The organism is Jujubicoccus corallicola, assembly GCF_047345645.1.
In the GTDB taxonomy this organism is placed as follows: domain Bacteria; phylum Pseudomonadota; class Alphaproteobacteria; order Rhodobacterales; family Rhodobacteraceae; genus JBLEFH01.
In genome coordinates this window covers 409,161-428,227 of the sequence record NZ_JBLEFH010000002.1, presented here as the reverse complement: position 1 = coordinate 428,227, position 19,067 = coordinate 409,161, and the positions used below count along the sequence as shown (strand labels likewise).

Genomic DNA, 19,067 nt, shown 5'->3' with positions numbered 1-19,067 from the left:
AATGTGCCGTTGTTAACACTTGAACAAATCTAAATAGGCTATATTATCCCTACATAAGTTATCCGAAGGAGGACATCGGAATGATTATATCGTTAAAACGCGAAGGCGTGAGAGATGACCCTATGCGTGAAGGCGTAAGAGATTAATCCGGAATGTCGCTCACATTAATTTGTGAGAACTCTGAAGCGGTGCAGCCCTTAATCGGCTGCGCCGCTTCTTTTATACAAAACAATTGGTACCGTTTAATTACTGCACTAACGCCTTTCATATTATTCGGAACCGCATTCCTTTCATTAAAAATAGCCAAAGAGAACATTCAATCATCCAGAGAAACTGCGCGAAAAAGGGCAACTCTAGATATGATCGAAAAGGTTGAATCGACCGCACATTATCAAGATCAAGCATCCACTTTTCGATATTACAAGAGAACAAATAAACTCGGCGCTCTGCATGATGTTATCGAACAACGAGAAAAAATCGACCGATCCAAAGTTCTTGGCTATTTAAATCATTATGAATTAGTCTCCATCGGCATTCTGACAGGTACACTTGACGAAGACATTTATCGGAAGTGGATGGCAGGACCCTTCATACGCGATTGGAATGAAGCAGCAAGATTTATCCAGCGTGAGCGATGGAAGGCAGACCAAAAACATGAAGATGCTTTGGGCACGAGTTCAAGAGATAGCTCTAACGAAAACACTAAAACCAATTGGACATATAGAGATGTTGTCTTTGAGCACTATCAGTGTGTCGCACTGAAATGGGACGACAATTGTCTGAATTTAAGTGAGGATTATAGGCACCCTACGGAAGGCTGGGGAGGTCCCCCCGATGAGGCTGTAAGCCCCGCAGATGACCCACTACCTGAACCAAAGCAGGATTCCAAACCTTGCTAAAGTGTTATGTCGAGGGTGATTATAGCACTGTGTATCGTTGAAACATTAAAATTAGCACATTCACCGCCGCACCGACCGCCACACATATACCGCCACCAAAACCAGCAGCACCACATTCGTCACCGGGTTCAGCCAGTGTTCGATCCGGGCGTATTGCGACTTCAGGATGAAGCCGCCCGCGCCGAGCAGGGCGGTCCAGGTCAGGCTGCCCGTGAAGGTGCAGAGCAGGAAGAGGCCGCGCGGCATACCGGCGAGGCCCGCAGGGATCGAGATGAAGGTGCGCAGGCCCGGCACCATGCGGCCGAACAGCACCGCGAGCGCGCCGTGGCGGCGGAACCAGCGGGTCACGCGGCCGACATCCTCTTGCGAAAGCGTCAGCCAGTGGCCGTAACGGGCAATGAAGCGGGTCAGACGCGCCTCGCCCAGACCGCGGCCGATTTCATACCAGATCAGCGCGCCGAGCGTGGCCCCGATGGCGCCCGCGATCACCATCAGCACAAAGGAAAACGCGCCGCGCGCAGCGAGGAACCCGGCGAGCGGGATCACCAGTTCCGAGGGGATCGGCGGCACGATGTTTTCCGCGAGCATCAACAAGAAGACGCCGAAAAGGCCGAGGCGCTCCAGCACATTGAGGATGAGATCGAACATGGACAACTCCGTCTGCGCGCTCTCATGCCGTGAAAGGGGCGCGAGGGCAAGGCGGAGTTGCGGTTTGCGACTTTAGGGGCGCTAGAGGTCGTCGCTATGGACGCAGCAGATCGGGCCGGTGGGGACCGGGTCGCTGCTGCTGGTGATCCGCAGCTCATAAGGGGCGGCATCGAAGAAATGCCCGTCAGAACAGCTCGGTGTGGCGAGTTCTTCAACCGTTCCAGTGAGGCCCGTCGGTCCCTCGAACTGCGCGATCCGGTCCGATTGCCATGTGACACTCATGCTGCCGGAGCGCGTGACCATCACATCCGCATTGGGGCCGGTCGGGTATGTGGCGCTCATAAATCCTTCGGAAAAATCCGCCGAGAAGGTCGGCGCGTGAGACCGGCAGGCCAGCTCTGCGCCGCCGCAGGTCACGCTCCGCGACGAGCAGGTGGCGATCACGGCGGGCGTGCAGGCCGCCACGGTCAGACAGATTATGAAACAGCGCATAGATTCCTCCCCGCAAAAAGCGTGTTTGGCTTGCATTATAGCGCATTTTGCCGCAGGGTTCGCGCAGGTTACCAATATCGCTCTCTGCCGCCCTATGGCGTCACGCACCGATTTTGCCGTGACTGCCCAAGGGTGGATATTCCGTTCGCCCGGAATTTAAGGAGAAGACAGATGGCCAATGGCACCGTGAAATGGTTCAACGAAACAAAGGGTTATGGCTTCATTCAGCCCGAGAACGGCGGCAAGGACGTGTTTGTGCACATCTCCGCAGTCGAGCGTTCCGGCCTCAAAGGTCTGCCCGACGGTCAGAAGGTCACCTATGACCTCGAAGCTGGCCGTGATGGCCGCGAGTCGGCTGTGAATCTCGAACTCGCCTGAGTTCAGATCGCCTGATGACAACGCCGCCCGCGTCTTTGTGACCGGGCGGCGTTTACTTTATTGACCATCAAGTTCTTGCTTTAGAAACCCTATTCACACATGGTGGCGCTATGAGAACATCAATTATTGCCCTTTTGACCACCGCCGCGCTTGGCATTGCCGCCTGTGCGCCTGTTGAAACCTCATCGAGCCGCCCGGATGTTCCTGATGGCAGCGATGTTCAGTTGCCCGAGGCCGGCCCGACCGAAGTGATGGCGCCGGTGCGCTCCGCACAATCCGGTTTGAACGCCTATCAGCGTGTGACCAAACGCGTAGGTCCGGTCGCGACGCAATATTGCCGCCAGCAGAATCCCTCCGCGCCGCGTGCCTTCTGCGATTTCCGCATTATCGCGATCGAGCAGGATGGCCAGCCGCCGAACGCTTTCCAGACCATTCATAACGGTCAGCCGATCCTGGCCTTCAACAAGGCGATGCTGCAATCGGTGAAGAATGACGATGAAATCGCATTCATCCTGTCCCATGAAGCGGGCCACCAGATCGCGGGTCACCTCGCGCGCCGCAACCAGAACGCGCAGCTTGGCGCGATCCTTCTGGGCGGGCTGGCGCAGGCGTCGGGTCAGGTCGACGCCCGCGGTGTCGAGCAGATCGCTCAGCTTGGCGGATTTGTCGGCGGCCGCGCCTATTCGCAGAGCTATGAGCTCGAAGCCGATGTGATCGGCACCGTCATCGCCCGTCAGGCTGGCTACGACCCGCGCGTCGGTGCGCTCAGCTTCCGTCGGGTGCCGTCGGGCGGCGGTCTGCTCTCGACGCACCCGCCCTCAGAGCGCCGCTTGCGCACGGTGCTGGCCAAGGCCGACGAGCTGGACGGCAAGTAAGATGTTGAGAGACATCAGACAAAGGGGAGGCTTCGGCCTCCCTTTTTCATGATCCGTTTCTCCGCCCAGCCCCATTGAACCTTGCGCCGCAGCGGCGTATCACCCGCCACAGATTTCAAACGACGATTACGGAGGCCAGCGGCACCGCCCGCGCGCATCTGCCATGCTTCATCCCTTTTTCTTCGGTTACGGCTCGCTGGTGAACCGCGACAGCCACAATTTCCCCCATGGCGCCTTGGCGAAAATCTCGGGCTGGCGGCGGTTTTGGGGCCACCGCATTCATGCGGGCGAGGATCACGGGGTGACATCGCTCTCCGTCCATCCCGTCGCGAGTGCCGAGATTTTGGGGCTGATTGCCGCGGTGCCCGATGATGACTGGGCCGCGCTCGATCTGCGCGAGGCGGGCTATGACCGCACTATCGTGCCTGCCGACACCATCGCCCATGACGCCCATGTGCGCGAGATCAGCATCTATGTTGCCCGCCAGCCCGCGCCGACGCCCAATGAGCATTTCCCGATCCTGCAATCTTATCTCGATTGCGTCGGGCAAGGATTTCTGCGTGAATATGGTCCGGAAGGTCTCGCGCATTTCTTCGAGACCACGGACAATTGGGGCGTGATCGAGAATGACCGCCTTGATCCGCGTTACCCGCGCGCGGTGACGCTGACCGAGGACGAACGGGCGCAGATCGACGCGCATGTCGCCGCGCTTGATCTCCCGAAATAGGCGTCCATTTTTCGTGCGCGGGCGCGTAAGGACAGCCCTATGGTGAGTCTCATGTATGATAATGACACGCTCTACACCGCCCTTCTCGCCCGCGATCCGGCCTATGATGGCTTTGCCTTTGTCGGCGTGCACACGACCGGGATTTATTGCCGCCTGACCTGCGCGGCGCGCAAACCCAAGCGGGAGAATATCAGCTTTTACACCACGCCTGCCGAGGCGCGCGAGGCCGGGTTGCGCCCCTGCAAGCGCTGCAAGCCGGACGCGCCGACGGGCGAGATCGACAGCCTGATCCCGCATCTTCTGGAGCGCTTTGCGGCGGACCCGGAAGGCGATTGGTCTGATGCGGCGTTGATCGCACAGGGCTATGATCCGGCGACCGTGCGCCGCAAGTTCAAGCGCCATTATGGGCAGACCTTTCAACAAACCATCCGCGCGCAGCGGGTTGGCCGGGCGCAGGACCGGCTGGCGAGCGGCGAGGCGATGATCGAGGCGCAGCTTGATGCGGGCTTCGGCTCAGCCAGCGGGTTCCGCGATGCGTTCACGCGGCTGACCGGGCAAGCCCCCGCCAAGGCGCAAGGCGAGACGCTCAGGGCGGACTGGCTGGAAACGCCGCTCGGCCCGATGATGGCGGTGGCCGATGAGACGCGCCTGCATCTGCTGGAATTTCACGACCGGATCGCCCTGCCGACCGAGTTGAAGGCCCTGCAAAAGAAAGGGTTTCTGATCGCCCATGGCCGCACCGATGTGACCGAAGAGATCGCGGCCAACCTGCGCGCTTATTTCAACGGCGCGCCCGATCCATGGACGGTCGCGTTTGCGGAACATGGCTCGGCCTATACCCGCTCCGTCTGGGCCGCGCTGCGCGAGATCCCGTCCGGCGAGACCCGCAGCTATGGCGAGATTGCAAAAGCCCTCGACCAGACCGGCGCGCGGGCGGTGGCGCGGGCCAATGGGGCGAACCAGCTTGCGCTCATCATCCCCTGTCACCGCGTGATTGGCGGCGATGGCAGTTTGACTGGATATGGCGGCAAGATTTGGCGTAAACAATGGCTTATCGAACATGAGCGCCGCCATGCGCCCGCGCCGAAGGAGCCTCGCCTGCTATGATCCGCCTCTCGACTGACACCGACCTCGCCGCGCTGGAGCGGCTCTATGCGGTCGCCTTCCCCGAGGAGTCGCTCTGGCCGCTCGTCACGGCGCTGTTGAAAGAGCCGCAAACGGTGTCGCTGGTGGCGGATGAGGACGGGTTGATCGGCCATGCGCTCTACAGCAAAGGCAGCGCGACGGATGCGCGCCCGGCCCTGCTCGGCCCGCTGGCCGTTGCGCCGGATGCGCAGCGTCAGGGCTGGGGCAAGCGGCTCATGGCGGAGGGCGCGACCTGGCTTTTCGGCGAGGGCATCACGCAGATTCTCGTGCTGGGTGATCCGGCCTATTACGGGCGGCATGGGTTTTCTGCCGAGACCGGCATTGCGCCGCCCTACCCTCTGCCGGACGAATGGCGCGGCGCCTGGCAATCGCGGATGGCACCGGGGGCGACGCCGGGCAGCGGCACCCTCACCCTGCCCGCGCCGTGTATGGAGCCGAAATACTGGCAGCCCTGAGGCTTACGCCCGCTCCGGCCCGACCTTTTGCAGAAGCGGCATGAGCGCCCCCATATCCGGACCGCGCTCCATCCCGGTCAGCGCCTTGCGCAGCGGCATGAAGAGGCCCTTGCCCTTGCGGCCCGTCTCAGCGCCAACCGCTTTGGTCCAACCGCCCCAGGTCGTCTCATCCCAAGGACGCGGCGGCAGCATGGAAAAGGCGGTCGCGACCATTTCCTTGTCCTCATCGGCGACCAGCGGTTCCGCACCGTCGCGGCAAAGGTCCCACCAGCCTTTGATATCGCTGCGTTTATTCAGGTTCTCGCGAGCCACGGCCCAGAATTGCGGCGCGATCTCATCGGGTACACCGATGGCGCGGATTTCCTCCGCCATCGCGTCGTAATCCTGTGCGGCGATGACTCGGGCAGTCAGTGGTTTCAGATCTTCGCTGTCAAATTTCGTTGGCGCGGAGCCAAATTTCGAGAGGTCGAACCCGTCGATCAGTTCCTGATGGGTGCTGCGCAATTCCACCGGATCACTCGACCCGAGCCGCGCCATAAGCGAGAGGAGCGCCATCGGCTCGATCCCCGCCTCACGCAGATCACGCAGGCTCAATGTCCCAAGACGTTTCGACAGCGCCTCGCCCTGCGGGCCGGTCAGCAGCGAGTGATGCGCAAAAGCGGGCGGCTCGCCGCCAAGGGCGCGGATGATCTGAATTTGCGTGCCGGTATTGGTCACATGGTCCGAGCCGCGCACGACATGGGTGATACCCATATCCATATCGTCCACCACGGAGGCCAGCGTGTAGAGAAGCTGGCCATCGGCGCGGATCAGCACCGGGTCGGAGACCGAGGCCGCATCAATCGAGATCGGGCCGAGAATGCCGTCCTCCCATTCGATCCGCTCCTGATCGAGCAGGAAGCGCCAATGCCCGCCCCGCTCCGCGCGCAGCTTGTCTTTTTCATCGTCGGAAAGGTTCAGCGCGGCCCGGTCATAGACCGGCGGCTTACCCATATTGAGCTGCTTCTTGCGCTTGAGGTCGAGCTCGGTCGGCGTCTCGAACGCCTCGTAGAACCGGCCCTTCTCGCGCAGCTCATCCGCCGCCTCGTTATAGCGGTCGAACCGGTCGGACTGCTTCTCGATCCGGTCCCAATGGAGGCCCAGCCATTCCAGATCCTCCTGAATCGCGTCCGCATATTCCTGCTTGGAGCGCTCCGGGTCCGTATCGTCGAGCCGCAGAATGAACTGGCCGCCGCTTTTGCGGGCGATAAGCCAGTTGAACAGCGCGGTGCGCAGATTGCCGATATGGATATAGCCGGTCGGGGACGGCGCAAAACGGGTCGTGGTCATAAGTCTCTCCTGCTTCCCGGCCTTCTCGCCCCAAATGGCAGCTTTGTCCAGCGGCGCGAGGCTGTCCGCGCCGCTGGTGAAGGGCGTTTTAACTGTTGTCGCGCCATTTCATGATGATCGGATAGCGGCGGTCCATCCAGAAACTTTTCGGCGTCAGGCGCGGGCCGGGCGCGGCCTGAAAGCGTTTGTATTCCGAGAGATAGAGCAGCCGCTCCACCTTCTTGACCGTCTCGCGCTCGAAACCCTGCGCGACAATTTCAGCGACGGAGAGATCCGCCTCCACCAGCCCGTGCAAGATCTGGTCGAGATCCTCATAGGGCGGCAGGCTGTCCTCATCCTTCTGGTCTTCGCGCAGCTCCGCCGAGGGCGGCTTGGTGATGACCCGCTCGGGGATCACGCGACCCTCCGGCCCCATCATCCAGTCGCGGTGGTTCTCGTTGCGCCAGTGACAGGATTTGAACACGCGGCTTTTATACATATCCTTCAGCGGGTTATAGCCGCCCGCCATGTCGCCATAAATGGTGGCATAGCCGACCGCGACTTCGGATTTGTTGCCCGTGGTCAGCAGCATTTCCCCGAATTTGTTCGACAGCGCCATGAGATAGAGGCCGCGCAGACGGGACTGGATGTTTTCCTCAGTCACGTCCGGTTTGGTGCCTTCAAAGAGCGGGGCGAGCGAGCCCATGATCGCCTGACGGCCCGCCTCAATGTTGATCGTGTCGAGCCGCGTGCCGAGATGGTCTGCCACCGCGGCGGCATCTTCCAGCGAGTGTTCGGACGTGTATTCCGAGGGCATCATCACCGTGCGGACATTCTGCGGCCCGATCGCATCGCTCGCGATGGCGGCGACGATGGCGGAGTCCACCCCGCCCGAGAGGCCAAGCAGCACTTTCTTGAAGCCGGTTTTGCCAAGATAATCGCGCAAGCCCTTGACCATGGCGTGATAATCCTGCTCCAGCGACGGGCCGAGATCGACGACCTCGCCCTGCTCCACCTGCACTTTGCCGTCCTTGCGGGTCAGCGTGACCTCACTGATCTGTTCCTCGAACTGGACCATCTGCATCCTGAGCGTGCCTTTGCCGCCGATCACGAAAGAGCCGCCGTCAAAGACCTGATCGTCCTGCCCGCCGACGAGGTTGATATAGACCATCGGCACGCCAAGTTTGTCCTCATGCTGGCGCACGACGCGGTAGCGCAGGTCCATCTTGTCGACGTGATAGGGCGAGCCATTGGGGACGAGGAAAAACTCCGCGCCCTTGGCGGCGAGATCCGCCGGGACGCGTTCATGCCAAATGTCCTCGCAGATCGGCGCACCGATGCGAAAGCCCTTGAATTCGAACGGCTCTTGCGGTTCGGCGGGGGTGAAGAGCCGCACCTCGTCGAACACGGCGGCATTGGGCAATTCCTGCTTTTTCAGGATATGTTTCACCGCGCCGCCTTCGAGGATGAAATAGGCGTTATAAAGCGCGTCGCCCTCCGCATGGGGCGCGCCGATGGCCATGGCGGGACCGTCCGCGCAGTCTTTCGCCAGCGTCTCGATCCGCGATTCCGCGTCGTTGTAGAAGGCGGGTTTCAGGATGAGATCCTGCGTCTGATAGCCGGTCACGAACATTTCGGGCAGCGCGACCATGTCTGAGTCCGCCGCTTTCGCCGCCTCCCACGCTTCCACGGCCTTGGCGCAGTTGCCATCCAAATCGCCAACCGTGGCGTTTAGTTGCGCGATGGTGATCTTGAGGCTCTCGGCCATGGCGTTCCCCTTTTCTCGTCTCGCATTTGTCCTAGCCCGCCCGGACCGCCGCCACAAGCGCCGCTGCGTTGACTTTTGCTTAACCCCTCAAGCCTTGCGGGCCGCGCCGCGCAGCCCTAAAGCTGTGGGCAGAACAATCGAGCTTTCCTGACTGCCTTCATGCGCCTCGCCTTCGCCTTTCTGCTTGCCCTCCCTGCCGCCGCCCTCGCGCAGCAGCAGAGCAAGACCTATGAGAACGGCTCGGTCTATCGCGGTGAATTTGCCGAAGGCCTGCCGCATGGCGACGGGCAGTTGGAGACGCGAGACGGTTTTCTCTATCGCGGCACCTGGGTGAATGGCGAAATGACGGGCCGGGGCCGTGCGGTGTTTCCTTCGGGCGCGGTCTATGAGGGCCAGTTCACCCGCGGCGAGCCGGATGGAGAGGGCAAGATCATCTGGGCCGATGGCGGGTTCTATGAGGGCGGCTTTCAGATGGGCGTGCGCACCGGCACGGGCCGCACGGTCCTCAATGACGGCACGGTCTTTGAGGGCGGGTTTCGGGACGGCAAATATCACGGCCATGGCGTCTTGATCCGGCCCGGCGGCGGGCGGATCGAAGGCGAGTTTGTGGACGGCGTGCCGGGCGGCCATATCATCGAGATCCTACCCGACGGCACACGTTATGAGGGCGGGATGCAGGCGGGGTTGCGGCATGGCACCGGCACGCTCGTCCGCCCGGACGGGTCGAGCTATCGCGGGGACTGGGCCGAGGGCCGCATCACCGGCGACGGGATTTTGACCGGTAGCGATGGCGCGGAATATCGCGGCGCGTTGGTTGATGGCTTGCGGCACGGGCAAGGCGTGATGGTCTGGCCGAATGGCGACCGTTATGCCGGGGCGTATCGCGCCGATCTCGAACATGGGGAAGGCACGCTGACCCGCGCCGATGGCTCCGCCTATGCCGGGACGTGGAGCGAAGGGCGCATGACCGGGACGGGCCGGCTGCGCGGCGTGGGCGGCGATCTCTATGTCGGCGCGGTGGTGGACGGTGTGCCTGAGGGTGAAGGCACCGCCTACATCCCGGTGGAGCGGGACGCGGATCTCACCGGCCCCCTGCGTGCGAGGGAGCATCAGGGGGTTTTCTCAAACGGCATCCCGAACGGGCCGGGCCGCCGGGTCAGCGCGGACGGCACCGTTTATGAAGGCGGCTGGTCGAATGGCGCGCGGGAGGGCGAGGCGGTCGAGACCCTGCCCGATGGCTCCGTCTATCGCGGCAGTTTCGCGGACAACCAGCGGAGCGGCACCGGTACCCTCACCCGCCCCGACGGCACCCGCTATAGCGGCGAGTGGCGGGACGGGCTCTTCCACGGCCAAGGCGATCTGCGCTACCCGAATGGCGATCACTATGTCGGCGGCTTTCGGCGCGGCAAACGCCACGGCCAAGGTGTGCTGACCACTCCCGAGGGCGAAAACTATGACGGCACGTGGCGCGACGGCCTCATCGACCGCCCTGCCCCGGAGACGCCGCAAAACAATGACGCAGCGGAGAATTAAGGCTTGTTCTCGCAAAAACCGGCGCTAGAGTGGCGGCCATGACGATGATGACGGCTCAGTTCCTTCTTCTGCTTACCGGCCCTTGAGCGCGCCGGTTCTTGGCGCTTGCGCTCAAGGGAGACAGATCATCGCGCCCTTCATGACAGACAAGACAGAGCCACGGAGCTGAGAAATGACGGACAGCAACCGCATTTATATTTTCGATACCACTTTGCGGGACGGCGAGCAGTCGCCCGGTGCGACCATGTCGCTCAAGGAAAAACTCGACATCGCCGCCCATCTCGACGCTATGGGCGTGGACATCATCGAGGCGGGCTTTCCGATTGCCAGCCAGGGCGATTTTGAGGCGGTTCGCGAGATCGCCAAGGTCGCGCCGAATTCGGTGATTTGCGGTCTGGCGCGGGCGAGCCTCGGCGATATCGACCGCTGCTGGGAAGCCGTGCGGGAGGCGAAACGCCCGCGTATTCACACCTTTATCGGCACCTCGCCCCTGCACCGCGAGCATCAGCTTGCGATGGACAAGGCGCAGGTGCTGGACAAGATCCACGAGACCGTAACCCACGCGCGCAATCTTTGCGACAACATCCAGTGGTCGCCCATGGACGCGACCCGCACGGAGCATGATTTCCTGTTCCAAGCCATTGAAGTGGCGGTGAAAGCGGGCGCGACGACGATCAACATTCCCGATACGGTCGGCTACACCGCCCCCGGCGAGAGCGCCGAGCTGATCCGCCTCATTCGCAGGAATGTGGAAGGGATCGACGACTGCATCATCTCCACCCATTGCCACAACGATCTGGGCCTTGCGACCGCCAACACGCTGGCGGCGGTGGAAGCCGGGGCGCGTCAGGTGGAATGCACCATCAACGGCATCGGCGAGCGCGCGGGCAACACGGCGCTGGAAGAGATCGTGATGGCGCTCAAGGTGCGCAATGACATCATGCCCTTCAACACCAGCATCGACACCACCAAACTGATGGGGGCGAGCCGCCTCGTCGCAGCCGCGGCGGGCTTCCCGGTGCAGTATAACAAGGCCATTGTCGGCAAGAACGCCTTTGCCCATGAAAGCGGCATCCATCAGGACGGGATGCTGAAACATGCAGGCACCTTCGAAATCATGCGCCCCGAGGACATCGGCCTCGGTAAAACCAACATAGTCATGGGCAAACATTCGGGCCGCGCCGCGCTCCGCGCCAAGCTGAAGGATCTGGGCTTTGAGGTGGGCGAGAACCAACTCGGCGATCTCTTCGTGCGTTTCAAGGATTTGGCGGACCGCAAGAAAGAGGTCTATGATGAGGATATTATCGCCCTCGCCATGGACGCGGTTGGCGGCGGCGACAAGATTTCGGTGAAACATCTCAAGGTCGTCTGCGGCACGGACGGCCCGCAAACCGCGGATCTGACGCTGGTGATCGACGGCGAGGAGAAGCGCGCGGAAACCACCGGCGACGGCCCCGTCGATGCGGTCTTTACCGCGATCAAGGAGATCACCGGGGAGGACCCGCATTTGCAGATCTATCAGGTGGATGCCGTGACCGAAGGCACCGATGCGCAAGCCACCGTGTCGGTGCGGCTGGAGCGGGACGGCATCGTCGTCACCGGCTCGGCGGCGGATACGGATACGGTGGTGGCGTCGGCCAAGGCCTATGTCTCCGCGCTCAACAAACTGGCGCTGCGGGCCGAGCCGCGCACCCATGCGATGCACGATTCGGTCGCACCCTGATACCAAATCCGGCGCGCGGGACCTCAAGCTCGCGCGCCAAATTCGCTCTATGAGACGAAAAAATCGCGTCGCGGTAAGTTAGGTTAATCCTCTCTTTACCCTCGACCGGGCAAACACCTATAAAGCGCGGTAAGAAAAAGGGGCGGCTGCCCCGCAATTTTAGAGGTTTGAGCATATGCTGGGTGCTTTGGCGGGGCTGTTCTCCGCAGATATGGCAATTGATCTCGGGACGGCGAACACGCTGGTCTATATCAAGGGCAAGGGGATTGTCCTCAACGAGCCCTCCGTGGTGGCCTATAATCTGAGCGAGGGCAAAAAGCAGGTCCGCGCGATTGGTGAGGACGCCAAGCTGATGCTCGGCCGCACCCCCGGCTCCATTCAGGCCATCCGCCCGATGCGTGACGGCGTGATCGCGGATTTCGATGTGGCCGAGGAAATGATCAAGGATTTCATGCGCCGGGCGCAGAAACGCGGGAATTTCACACGGCCCAAGGTCATCGTCTGCGTGCCTTATGGCGCGACTCCGGTGGAAAAACGCGCGATCCGTCAGTCGGTTCTCTCGGCTGGCGCGCGCAAGGCGGGCCTCATTTCCGAACCGATTGCCGCCGCGATTGGCGCGGGCATCCCGATTGCGGACCCGACCGGTTCCATGGTGGTCGATATCGGCGGCGGGACGACCGAGGTGGCTGTTCTCTCCCTTGGCGATATTGTTTACGCGCGCTCGATCCGTGTGGGCGGCGACCGGATGGATGAAGCGATCATCTCCTACCTGCGCCGCCAGCATAACATCCTCGTCGGCGATGCGACGGCTGAGCGGATCAAGACCGAGATCGGCACCGCGCGGATGCCCGATTCGGGGCGCGGCAAGTCGATCCTCGTGCGTGGGCGCGATCTTCTGAACGGGGTGCCGAAGGAAATGGAAATCACGCAGGCGCAGGTCGCCGAAGCGCTGGCCGAGCCGGTGCAGCAGATTTGCGAAGCCGTGATGACCGCGCTGGAATCGACCCCGCCGGATCTGGCCGCTGACATCGTGGACCGCGGCGTGATGCTGACCGGCGGCGGCGCGCTTCTGGGCGATCTCGACGTGGCGCTGCGCGAGCAGACGGGCCTTGCAATCTCGGTCGCCGATGAGCCGCTGCATTGCGTCGCCCTCGGCACGGGCAAGGCGCTCGAATATGAAAAGCAGCTTGCCCACGCGATTGATTACGATAGCTGAACGGGGGTAAGCCCCGATGGCGCGCGAGGCGAAGACAAGCAGTTACGGCAGACCCATCAGACGGATTTTTATCGGTCTCGTCTGCCTCGTGCTGCTGATCGGCTTCGCGCTCTGGCGCATTGAAAGCACCCGCATAGACCGCATCCGCAACGCGGCGATCGACCAGATCGTGCCGCGGATGGAATTCTTGCTCTCGCCCATCAGTGTCACCGCGCGCATGGTCCGGGATTTTCGCGGTTATACAAGACTTTACAATCAGAACTTAGAGCTGCGCCGCGAGCTGCGCATCATGCAAAGCTGGAAGGAAGCGGCGCTGCAACTGGAGCAGGAAAACGCCCGGCTCCTCAGCCTCAACAATGTGAAACTCTCGCCCCGCCTCACCTATGTGACCGGCGAGGTGCTGACCGACAGCGGCAGCCCGTTCAGCCAGTCCGCCCTCATCAATATCGGCCGCCGCGACGGTGTGCAGGATGGCTGGGCGGCGATGGACGGGCTCGGGCTCGTGGGCCGTGTCGCCGGGGTGGGTGAGGATTTTTCCCGCATCCTCTTTCTGACGGACGCGAGTTCCCGCGTGCCCATCGTCGTGCGCCCGTCGGGCCAGCGCGGCATTGTCAGCGGCGACAACAGCGAGGCACCGATCATCGAATTTCTCGACGATCCGAAGAATGTCTATCCCGGGGATCGTATCGTCACCTCCGGCGATGGCGGCATTTTCCCACCCGATCTGCTCGTCGGGCAGGTCGCGCAGGACCCGGAGGGCCGCATCCGCGTGCGCCTCGCCGCCGAATATCGCCGGATCGAGTTTCTGCGGCTACTCCGCGAAAAAGGCGTCTCCGAAGTCTCCCGCGAGGGCAATCTGCTGACGCCAGAGATCGACCGCCTCGCCCCGGTGCAGGGGCCGGAGTGGCGCGGTGAGTGAGGAGCAAAGCGCCACGCTGCACCCCGGCAGCTTCCTCGGCATCCTTTTTCTCGGCTGCGCCTTCACGCTCATCGCCCTGTTGCCGCTGGACCTCACCACCGGCGGCGTGCCGATGCCCGACCTCGCCTTCGTTCTGATCGCCGCCATGGTGATCCGCCGCCCGGCTCAGATCCCGCTCATCTCCGTGATCCTGCTCGCGTTTTTCGGCGATCTCATCATCCCGCGCCCCTTCGGCCCGCACGCTATTGCGGTGATCCTCGCCAGCGAATTTCTGCGCGGGCGGCTGGAGGGCCGCAACGATCTGAGCCTGCTTCTCGAATGGGCGCTGGTCGCCGCCACCTTCGCCGCGCTGATTGTTTTCGTACAACTGATGCTGAGCGTGACCGGGATTCCATTGCCGCCGCCCCGTGTCATGCTAAAATGGTGGCTCCTCACGGTGATGGCCTATCCCTTCATGGTGGCCCTTGCCGCGCTGATCCCGAATAGCCGCGGGGACTACTGAGACATGACCGACAGACCGAAAGACAAGACACCGAACCGCTATATTGGTCGCCGTGCGCTCATTCTGGGCACGGCGCAAACGGCGATTATCGGTGCGCTTGGCTGGCGGATGCATCATTTGCAGGTCAAGGAGGCGGATCGCTACCGGCTCGCAGCGGAAGACAACCGGATCAATATTTCCTACATCCCGCCGGCACGCGGCTTGATCTATGACCGGCGCGGGATGCTTCTGGCCGATAACCGGCAGAATTACCGCATCCTGATGGATGAGGACGACCCCGAGCAGCGGGCGATGCTGCTCGACCGGCTCGCCAAGCTCATCCCGATCAGCGACGAGGACCGCGCCCGCATTCTGGAAGGGGATGAACGCGGCAAGGAGCTTCTGATCGCCGAGCATCTTTCATGGGAGCAATTCGCCCCCGTGGTGGTGAACGCCCCTGCCCTCCCCGGCATCAAGCCCGATGTGGGCCTCTCGCGCTTCTATCCGCATCGCGACGCGTTTTGCCATGTGGTCGGCTATGTGGGCAGGGTGTCGGATTACGATCTCTCGAAGATCGAGGACCCGGAGCCCATCCTCTACGCGCCGAATTTCCAGATCGGCAAAAGCGGCGTCGAGACGCGGGCAGAGGACACGCTGCGCGGCACCGCTGGGATTTTGCAGATCGAGGCGAACAATTGGGGCCATGTGGTGCGCGAGTTGGACCGCACCGAAGCGATCAGCGGCGCGGATCTGCATCTGACCCTCTCGGAGCGCTTGCAGAAATATGCGCTCCGGCGGCTTGGCACGGAGAGCGCCGCGGCGGTGGCGATGGACGTCACGAATGGCGATGTGCTGGCGCTGGCCTCCGCCCCGACCTTCGATCCCAACAATTTCGTTTTCGGGATTTCCTCGACCGATTACCGCGCGCTTCTGGAAAACGACCACCGGCCCCTGCACCATAAGGCGGTGTCCGGCACTTATCCGCCCGGCTCGACCTTCAAAATGGTCACCGCCCTCGCCGCGCTCGAAGCGGGGGTGATCGGGCCGAATGACACGGTGTTCTGCAACGGCGTGTACCAGTATCGCAACGCGAAATTCCATTGCTGGAACCGGGGCGGTCATGGCCATGTGAGCCTTGAGCGCAGTCTCCAGCAGTCCTGCGACATCTATTATTACGAAGTCGCGCAGCGGGTCGGGATCGACAAGATTTCCGAGATGGCGAACCGGCTTGGCCTTGGCGTGATCCATGACATTCCGGTGCCCGCCGTGCGCGAAGGGCTGATGCCCACCAAGGCGTGGAAGCAGGAAACCCGCAATGAGGGCTGGGTGCCGGGGGACACGATCAACGCCTCGATTGGGCAAGGTTTTACGCTCGCTTCACCGTTGCAACTCGCCGTGATGACCGCGCGGATCGCGACGGGCACTTCGGTCGCGCCGCGCCTCATTCGGGCCGTTGGCGGCGTGCAGCAGCCCGCGCCGGAGCCGGTCGATCTCGGCATCCACCCGACCTTCCTCAACCTGATCCGCAACGGCATGTACCGCGTGGTGAACGACCCCGCCGGCACCGCTTACCGCTCGCGGCTGACCGACAGTGTCGCCGCCATGGCGGGCAAGACCGGGACCAGCCAGGTGCGGCGGATCACGGCGGCCGAGCGCGCCCGCGGGGTTATCCGCAACGAGGATCTGCCATGGGAGCGCCGGGACCACGCGCTCTTCGTCTGCTACGCGCCGGTTGAGAACCCGCGCTATGCGATTTCGGTGATCGTCGAGCATGGGGGCGGCGGGTCCGCCGTGGCCGCGCCGATTGCCCGCGACATCATGTGGGAGCTTTTGCGCATCGCACCGCCGGGCGAAACCGATGCGGCGCCGCTCGCCAGCGGCGAGGCGCAGGGCGACCGCGCATGAGTTTCCTGACCGAAGACGACAATATCCCCACCGGCCCGGTGAAATTTTTCTATTTCAACTGGGCGCTGGTGTTGCTGATCTGCACGGTCGCCTCCATCGGCTTCCTGCTGCTCTATTCGGTCGGCGGCGGCGATCTCGACCGCTGGGCCGAGCCGCAGATGGAGCGCTTCGCCATCGGCCTCGCGCTGATGTTCATCATCGGCTTCATCCCGTTGAAAGTCTGGAAGTTTTCCGCTCCCGTCCTCTACGGCGTCGGCGTCGCGCTCCTCATTGGCGTGGCCCTCTTCGGCGAGGAAAGCAAGGGCGCGCAGCGGTGGCTGCAAATCGGCCCGGTCCGTGCGCAGCCCTCGGAGCTGATGAAAATCGCCGTCGTGATGATGCTGGCCTTCTATTACGACCTGCTGCCGCGCGAACGCGTCTCCCGCCCTTTCTGGGTGATCCTGCCGCTCGCCATCATCCTCGTGCCGACGGCGCTTGTCCTCAAACAGCCCGACCTTGGCACCTCGCTCATGCTGGCGGCGGGCGGCGGCGTGGTGATGCTGCTCGCGGGCGTCTCGCTCTGGTATTTCGCGGGCGCGATCACGGCGCTGGTCGGGCTGATTTGGGCGGTCTTTGCCAGTGAAGGCAAAAGCTGGCAACTCCTTGATAATTATCAATATGATCGGATCAACATCTTCCTGAACCCGGCGCTCGACCTCAAGGGCGACGGCTATCAGCTCAACCAGGCCAAGATCGCGCTCGGCTCGGGCGGCGTCTCCGGACGCGGCTATCTGCAAGGCTCGCAAAGCCAGTTGCAATTCCTGCCCGACCAGCACACGGACTTTATTTTCACCGCGCTGGCCGAGGAATTCGGCTTCATCGGCTCCGTCACCCTACTGACGCTCTACGGCCTCATTATCCTCTTCGCCCTCGTCTCCATGCTCCAGAACCAGAACCGGTTTGGTGCGCTTGTCACGGGCGGGCTGGCCTCGGTGTTTTTCTTCTTCTTCGCCCTCAACATGGCAATGGTGATGGGGCTCGCGCCCGTGGTCGGCTTGCCGCTGCCGCTGGTCTCCTATGGCGGCACGGCGATGATGGTGCTGATGGTCGCCTTCGGCATCATCCAAAGCGCCCATGTCCACCGCCCGCGCGGCAGTAACAGGCGACGATAACTTTAAGAGTTTCTCTTACAGAGTTGATTTACCGAAGTTTCGGCGGTTTGTCCGGATCGCTTCCCGGCGCAGGACGTTCTTGCGGCACTTGCGGCTCTGGCAACGCAATCCGCAGCGCGGCGCGCTCCAACGCGGCCAGAAGCGGGTCCGACAAATCGGGGAACACCAGATCAAGCTGCAAAGCCTCCCCGCCGTCATAACGAACCGCCTCGCCGATATTTTGCGCGACCGCCGCCTTCGCCCCATCCGGCACCCCCGTCAGCGCGAGCAGATGGCCCTCCCCGCCCTCCTTATACCGCACCTTGGCGAGATACGCGGCTTTCGCGAGGCCCGCCATATTCGCCAGTTTGCGGTCGAGCGTGGTGAGGAACCCGTCGGGCAACGTGTCGGGCCGGTCGAGCGTTTCAATCGCGCCGCGCGCCTCCTCCGCCGTCGCTAGTTCCGCCATCTCGGTCATCCACGCGACCGCTTCCGCATCCCACAGCGTCTCAGACGGCGCGCCGAGATTGACGCCGAGGCCAAGCCCCTGCCCGGCGAGCGCTTTCACCGCCGTCCGCCCGGACATCGCCAGATAAGGCGCGGCGCTGTTGGCGAAATCCGCGAGGCGCTCTTCAAGGTCGAAGATCAGCGCATAACCCGCTCCATTCACATCAAAAATCGCGGGACTCACCATATCGTCCCGCGGCTCCTCCGCGAGCAGAAGGAACAGCTCCGTCTCAAAAAGCCGCCCGAAATAGGCGAGCCGCGCCGCATCTCCGCCGGACTGCATCGCCTGATAGGCGCGGTCGATTTCGGTTTCGGTCATAGCGCGTCTAACTCCTCTTTCACGCGGCGGCGCAGCACCGGCACCAGCTCGGCCTCGAACCACGGATGTTTCTTCAGCCAAGCGGTATTGCGCCAGGACGGATGTGGCAAGGGGATCGCGGCAGGAAAATGATCGCGCCAGCCCGCGACGCGCGCGGTGACGGACATGCGGCCTTCGAAATGCCAGTTTTGCGCCGCGCCGCCGATCACGAGGGTGAGGCGGACCTTATCCAGCGCGTCCATCAGTGGCTGGCGCCAAAGCCGCGCGCAATCGGGCGGCGGCGGCAGGTCCGCGCCCTTGTCGTTATAGCCCGGAAAGCAGAAGGCCATCGGCGCAATGTCAAAGCAATCAAGGTCATAGAAGGTCTCACGGTCGACGCCGAGCCAGTCCCGCAGCCGCTCGCCTGAGGGATCATCGAAGGGCAGCCCGGATTTATGCACCCGCATCCCCGGCGCCTGCCCCGCGATGAGGATCGGCGCGCGCCCGGCCACCCGCAGCACCGGGCGCGGCGCATGCGCGGTCGCCGTCGCCGCGAAACGCGCCGCGCAATGGCGACAGTCCGCCACCGCCGTCCAAACCGATTTCAGATTTTTCCCCAGTTCCATTGCGTGAAGGGTAAGCTGTGTTTAGAAATAATG

The 19,067-nt window shown here is 62.6% G+C and carries 19 protein-coding genes; 13 read left to right on the top strand and 6 right to left on the bottom strand.

The genetic code is table 11. From position 1 onward, the window contains the following. Nucleotides 1-152 precede the first annotated feature (152 nt). A complete protein-coding gene (locus ACMA5I_RS04820) occupies nt 153-899 on the top strand; it encodes a DUF4760 domain-containing protein (protein ID WP_525885105.1) in 747 nt (248 codons plus the stop codon). A gap of 60 nt (nt 900-959) precedes the next feature. On the opposite strand, the gene ACMA5I_RS04815 is transcribed toward ACMA5I_RS04820, so the two are convergent. Together ACMA5I_RS04815 and ACMA5I_RS04810 are read right to left on the bottom strand one after the other, a co-directional pair. Continuing rightward, the gene (locus tag ACMA5I_RS04815) at nt 960-1,547 is read right to left on the bottom strand and encodes a VTT domain-containing protein (RefSeq protein ID WP_525885104.1); all 588 of its coding nucleotides are present in this window, start codon (nt 1,545-1,547) and stop codon (nt 960-962) included. A gap of 81 nt (nt 1,548-1,628) precedes the next feature. Beyond that, complete coding sequence (locus tag ACMA5I_RS04810; protein ID WP_525885103.1) at nt 1,629-2,039, bottom strand: hypothetical protein; 411 nt, start codon at nt 2,037-2,039, stop codon at nt 1,629-1,631. Nucleotides 2,040-2,210: 171 nt separating this feature from the next. Between ACMA5I_RS04810 and ACMA5I_RS04805 the strand changes: the two genes are divergently transcribed. The 5 genes from ACMA5I_RS04805 (at nt 2,211) to ACMA5I_RS04785 (ending at nt 5,620) form a co-directional block, all read left to right on the top strand. Further along, on the top strand, nt 2,211-2,417 hold the full coding sequence (locus ACMA5I_RS04805; RefSeq protein WP_525885102.1) for a cold-shock protein: 207 nt from the start codon (nt 2,211-2,213) through the stop codon (nt 2,415-2,417). Between the two features lie 110 nt (nt 2,418-2,527). Next, nucleotides 2,528-3,292 carry a M48 family metalloprotease gene (locus tag ACMA5I_RS04800; RefSeq protein ID WP_525885101.1) on the top strand — a complete coding sequence of 255 codons (765 nt, stop codon included), beginning with the start codon at nt 2,528-2,530 and terminating at the stop codon, nt 3,290-3,292. A gap of 163 nt (nt 3,293-3,455) precedes the next feature. Then, nucleotides 3,456-4,019, top strand: a complete 564-nt coding sequence (locus tag ACMA5I_RS04795) for a gamma-glutamylcyclotransferase family protein (RefSeq protein ID WP_525885100.1) — start codon at nt 3,456-3,458, stop codon at nt 4,017-4,019. Nucleotides 4,020-4,058: 39 nt separating this feature from the next. Continuing rightward, a complete protein-coding gene (locus ACMA5I_RS04790; protein WP_525885099.1) occupies nt 4,059-5,126 on the top strand; it encodes a bifunctional transcriptional activator/DNA repair enzyme AdaA in 1,068 nt (355 codons plus the stop codon). Beyond that, nucleotides 5,123-5,620, top strand: a complete 498-nt coding sequence (locus tag ACMA5I_RS04785) for a GNAT family N-acetyltransferase (RefSeq protein ID WP_525885098.1) — start codon at nt 5,123-5,125, stop codon at nt 5,618-5,620. Before ACMA5I_RS04790 ends, ACMA5I_RS04785 begins: the two co-directional genes overlap by 4 nt. Before the next feature lie 3 nt (nt 5,621-5,623). Here ACMA5I_RS04785 and gltX read toward each other — a convergent pair whose 3' ends face one another. Together gltX and ACMA5I_RS04775 are read right to left on the bottom strand one after the other, a co-directional pair. Further along, nucleotides 5,624-6,949, bottom strand: coding sequence for a glutamate--tRNA ligase (gene gltX / locus ACMA5I_RS04780; protein ID WP_525885097.1), 1,326 nt, complete (start codon nt 6,947-6,949; stop codon nt 5,624-5,626). An 88-nt stretch (nt 6,950-7,037) separates the two neighbouring features. Further along, the gene (locus tag ACMA5I_RS04775; protein WP_525885096.1) at nt 7,038-8,696 is read right to left on the bottom strand and encodes an NAD+ synthase; all 1,659 of its coding nucleotides are present in this window, start codon (nt 8,694-8,696) and stop codon (nt 7,038-7,040) included. Between the two features lie 159 nt (nt 8,697-8,855). Here ACMA5I_RS04775 and ACMA5I_RS04770 point away from each other — a divergent pair, with 159 nt between their 5' ends. The 7 genes from ACMA5I_RS04770 to rodA all read left to right on the top strand — a co-directional run bounded on the left by ACMA5I_RS04770 (nt 8,856) and on the right by rodA (nt 17,624). After that, nucleotides 8,856-10,229: an MORN repeat-containing protein gene (locus ACMA5I_RS04770; protein ID WP_525885095.1), complete on the top strand. Its 1,374-nt coding sequence runs from the start codon at nt 8,856-8,858 to the stop codon at nt 10,227-10,229. A 172-nt stretch (nt 10,230-10,401) separates the two neighbouring features. Continuing rightward, on the top strand, nt 10,402-11,952 hold the full coding sequence (locus ACMA5I_RS04765) for a 2-isopropylmalate synthase (RefSeq protein ID WP_525885094.1): 1,551 nt from the start codon (nt 10,402-10,404) through the stop codon (nt 11,950-11,952). Between the two features lie 175 nt (nt 11,953-12,127). Then, nucleotides 12,128-13,168, top strand: a complete 1,041-nt coding sequence (locus tag ACMA5I_RS04760) for a rod shape-determining protein (protein ID WP_525885093.1) — start codon at nt 12,128-12,130, stop codon at nt 13,166-13,168. A gap of 16 nt (nt 13,169-13,184) precedes the next feature. Then, complete coding sequence (mreC, locus tag ACMA5I_RS04755) at nt 13,185-14,087, top strand: rod shape-determining protein MreC (protein WP_525885092.1); 903 nt, start codon at nt 13,185-13,187, stop codon at nt 14,085-14,087. Continuing rightward, nucleotides 14,080-14,589 carry a hypothetical protein gene (locus tag ACMA5I_RS04750; RefSeq protein WP_525885091.1) on the top strand — a complete coding sequence of 170 codons (510 nt, stop codon included), beginning with the start codon at nt 14,080-14,082 and terminating at the stop codon, nt 14,587-14,589. Before mreC ends, ACMA5I_RS04750 begins: the two co-directional genes overlap by 8 nt. 3 nt (nt 14,590-14,592) lie before the next feature. After that, nucleotides 14,593-16,473 carry a penicillin-binding protein 2 gene (gene mrdA / locus ACMA5I_RS04745; protein WP_525885090.1) on the top strand — a complete coding sequence of 627 codons (1,881 nt, stop codon included), beginning with the start codon at nt 14,593-14,595 and terminating at the stop codon, nt 16,471-16,473. Next, nucleotides 16,470-17,624, top strand: a complete 1,155-nt coding sequence (rodA, locus tag ACMA5I_RS04740; protein WP_525885089.1) for a rod shape-determining protein RodA — start codon at nt 16,470-16,472, stop codon at nt 17,622-17,624. The genes mrdA and rodA overlap by 4 nt, the downstream gene beginning before the upstream one ends. Nucleotides 17,625-17,652: 28 nt before the next feature. Here the strand turns inward: rodA and ACMA5I_RS04735 are convergent, their stop codons facing one another. Together ACMA5I_RS04735 and ACMA5I_RS04730 are read right to left on the bottom strand one after the other, a co-directional pair. Then, nucleotides 17,653-18,429: an SseB family protein gene (locus tag ACMA5I_RS04735; protein ID WP_525885088.1), complete on the bottom strand. Its 777-nt coding sequence runs from the start codon at nt 18,427-18,429 to the stop codon at nt 17,653-17,655. Continuing rightward, the gene (locus ACMA5I_RS04730) at nt 18,426-19,034 is read right to left on the bottom strand and encodes a uracil-DNA glycosylase family protein (protein WP_525885087.1); all 609 of its coding nucleotides are present in this window, start codon (nt 19,032-19,034) and stop codon (nt 18,426-18,428) included. The genes ACMA5I_RS04735 and ACMA5I_RS04730 overlap by 4 nt, the downstream gene beginning before the upstream one ends. Between the last annotated feature and the right edge of the window lie 33 nt (nt 19,035-19,067).

Excerpts from the sequence above, each read along its gene's own strand:
- ACMA5I_RS04800 (WP_525885101.1), top strand. The coding sequence starts at position 2,528 with ATGAGAACATCAATTATTGCCCTTTTGACCACCGCCGCGCTTGGCATT.
- ACMA5I_RS04790 (WP_525885099.1), top strand. The coding sequence starts at position 4,059 with ATGGTGAGTCTCATGTATGATAATGACACGCTCTACACCGCCCTTCTC.
- rodA (WP_525885089.1), top strand. The coding sequence starts at position 16,470 with ATGAGTTTCCTGACCGAAGACGACAATATCCCCACCGGCCCGGTGAAA.
- ACMA5I_RS04735 (WP_525885088.1), bottom strand. The coding sequence starts at position 18,429 with ATGACCGAAACCGAAATCGACCGCGCCTATCAGGCGATGCAGTCCGGC.
- ACMA5I_RS04785 (WP_525885098.1), top strand. The coding sequence starts at position 5,123 with ATGATCCGCCTCTCGACTGACACCGACCTCGCCGCGCTGGAGCGGCTC.
- ACMA5I_RS04820 (WP_525885105.1), top strand. The coding sequence starts at position 153 with ATGTCGCTCACATTAATTTGTGAGAACTCTGAAGCGGTGCAGCCCTTA.
- ACMA5I_RS04730 (WP_525885087.1), bottom strand. The coding sequence starts at position 19,034 with ATGGAACTGGGGAAAAATCTGAAATCGGTTTGGACGGCGGTGGCGGAC.
- ACMA5I_RS04770 (WP_525885095.1), top strand. The coding sequence starts at position 8,856 with ATGCGCCTCGCCTTCGCCTTTCTGCTTGCCCTCCCTGCCGCCGCCCTC.
- mrdA (WP_525885090.1), top strand. The coding sequence starts at position 14,593 with ATGACCGACAGACCGAAAGACAAGACACCGAACCGCTATATTGGTCGC.
- ACMA5I_RS04760 (WP_525885093.1), top strand. The coding sequence starts at position 12,128 with ATGCTGGGTGCTTTGGCGGGGCTGTTCTCCGCAGATATGGCAATTGAT.
- ACMA5I_RS04805 (WP_525885102.1), top strand. The coding sequence starts at position 2,211 with ATGGCCAATGGCACCGTGAAATGGTTCAACGAAACAAAGGGTTATGGC.
- ACMA5I_RS04795 (WP_525885100.1), top strand. The coding sequence starts at position 3,456 with ATGCTTCATCCCTTTTTCTTCGGTTACGGCTCGCTGGTGAACCGCGAC.
- ACMA5I_RS04810 (WP_525885103.1), bottom strand. The coding sequence starts at position 2,039 with ATGCGCTGTTTCATAATCTGTCTGACCGTGGCGGCCTGCACGCCCGCC.
- ACMA5I_RS04765 (WP_525885094.1), top strand. The coding sequence starts at position 10,402 with ATGACGGACAGCAACCGCATTTATATTTTCGATACCACTTTGCGGGAC.
- ACMA5I_RS04775 (WP_525885096.1), bottom strand. The coding sequence starts at position 8,696 with ATGGCCGAGAGCCTCAAGATCACCATCGCGCAACTAAACGCCACGGTT.
- mreC (WP_525885092.1), top strand. The coding sequence starts at position 13,185 with ATGGCGCGCGAGGCGAAGACAAGCAGTTACGGCAGACCCATCAGACGG.
- gltX (WP_525885097.1), bottom strand. The coding sequence starts at position 6,949 with ATGACCACGACCCGTTTTGCGCCGTCCCCGACCGGCTATATCCATATC.
- ACMA5I_RS04815 (WP_525885104.1), bottom strand. The coding sequence starts at position 1,547 with ATGTTCGATCTCATCCTCAATGTGCTGGAGCGCCTCGGCCTTTTCGGC.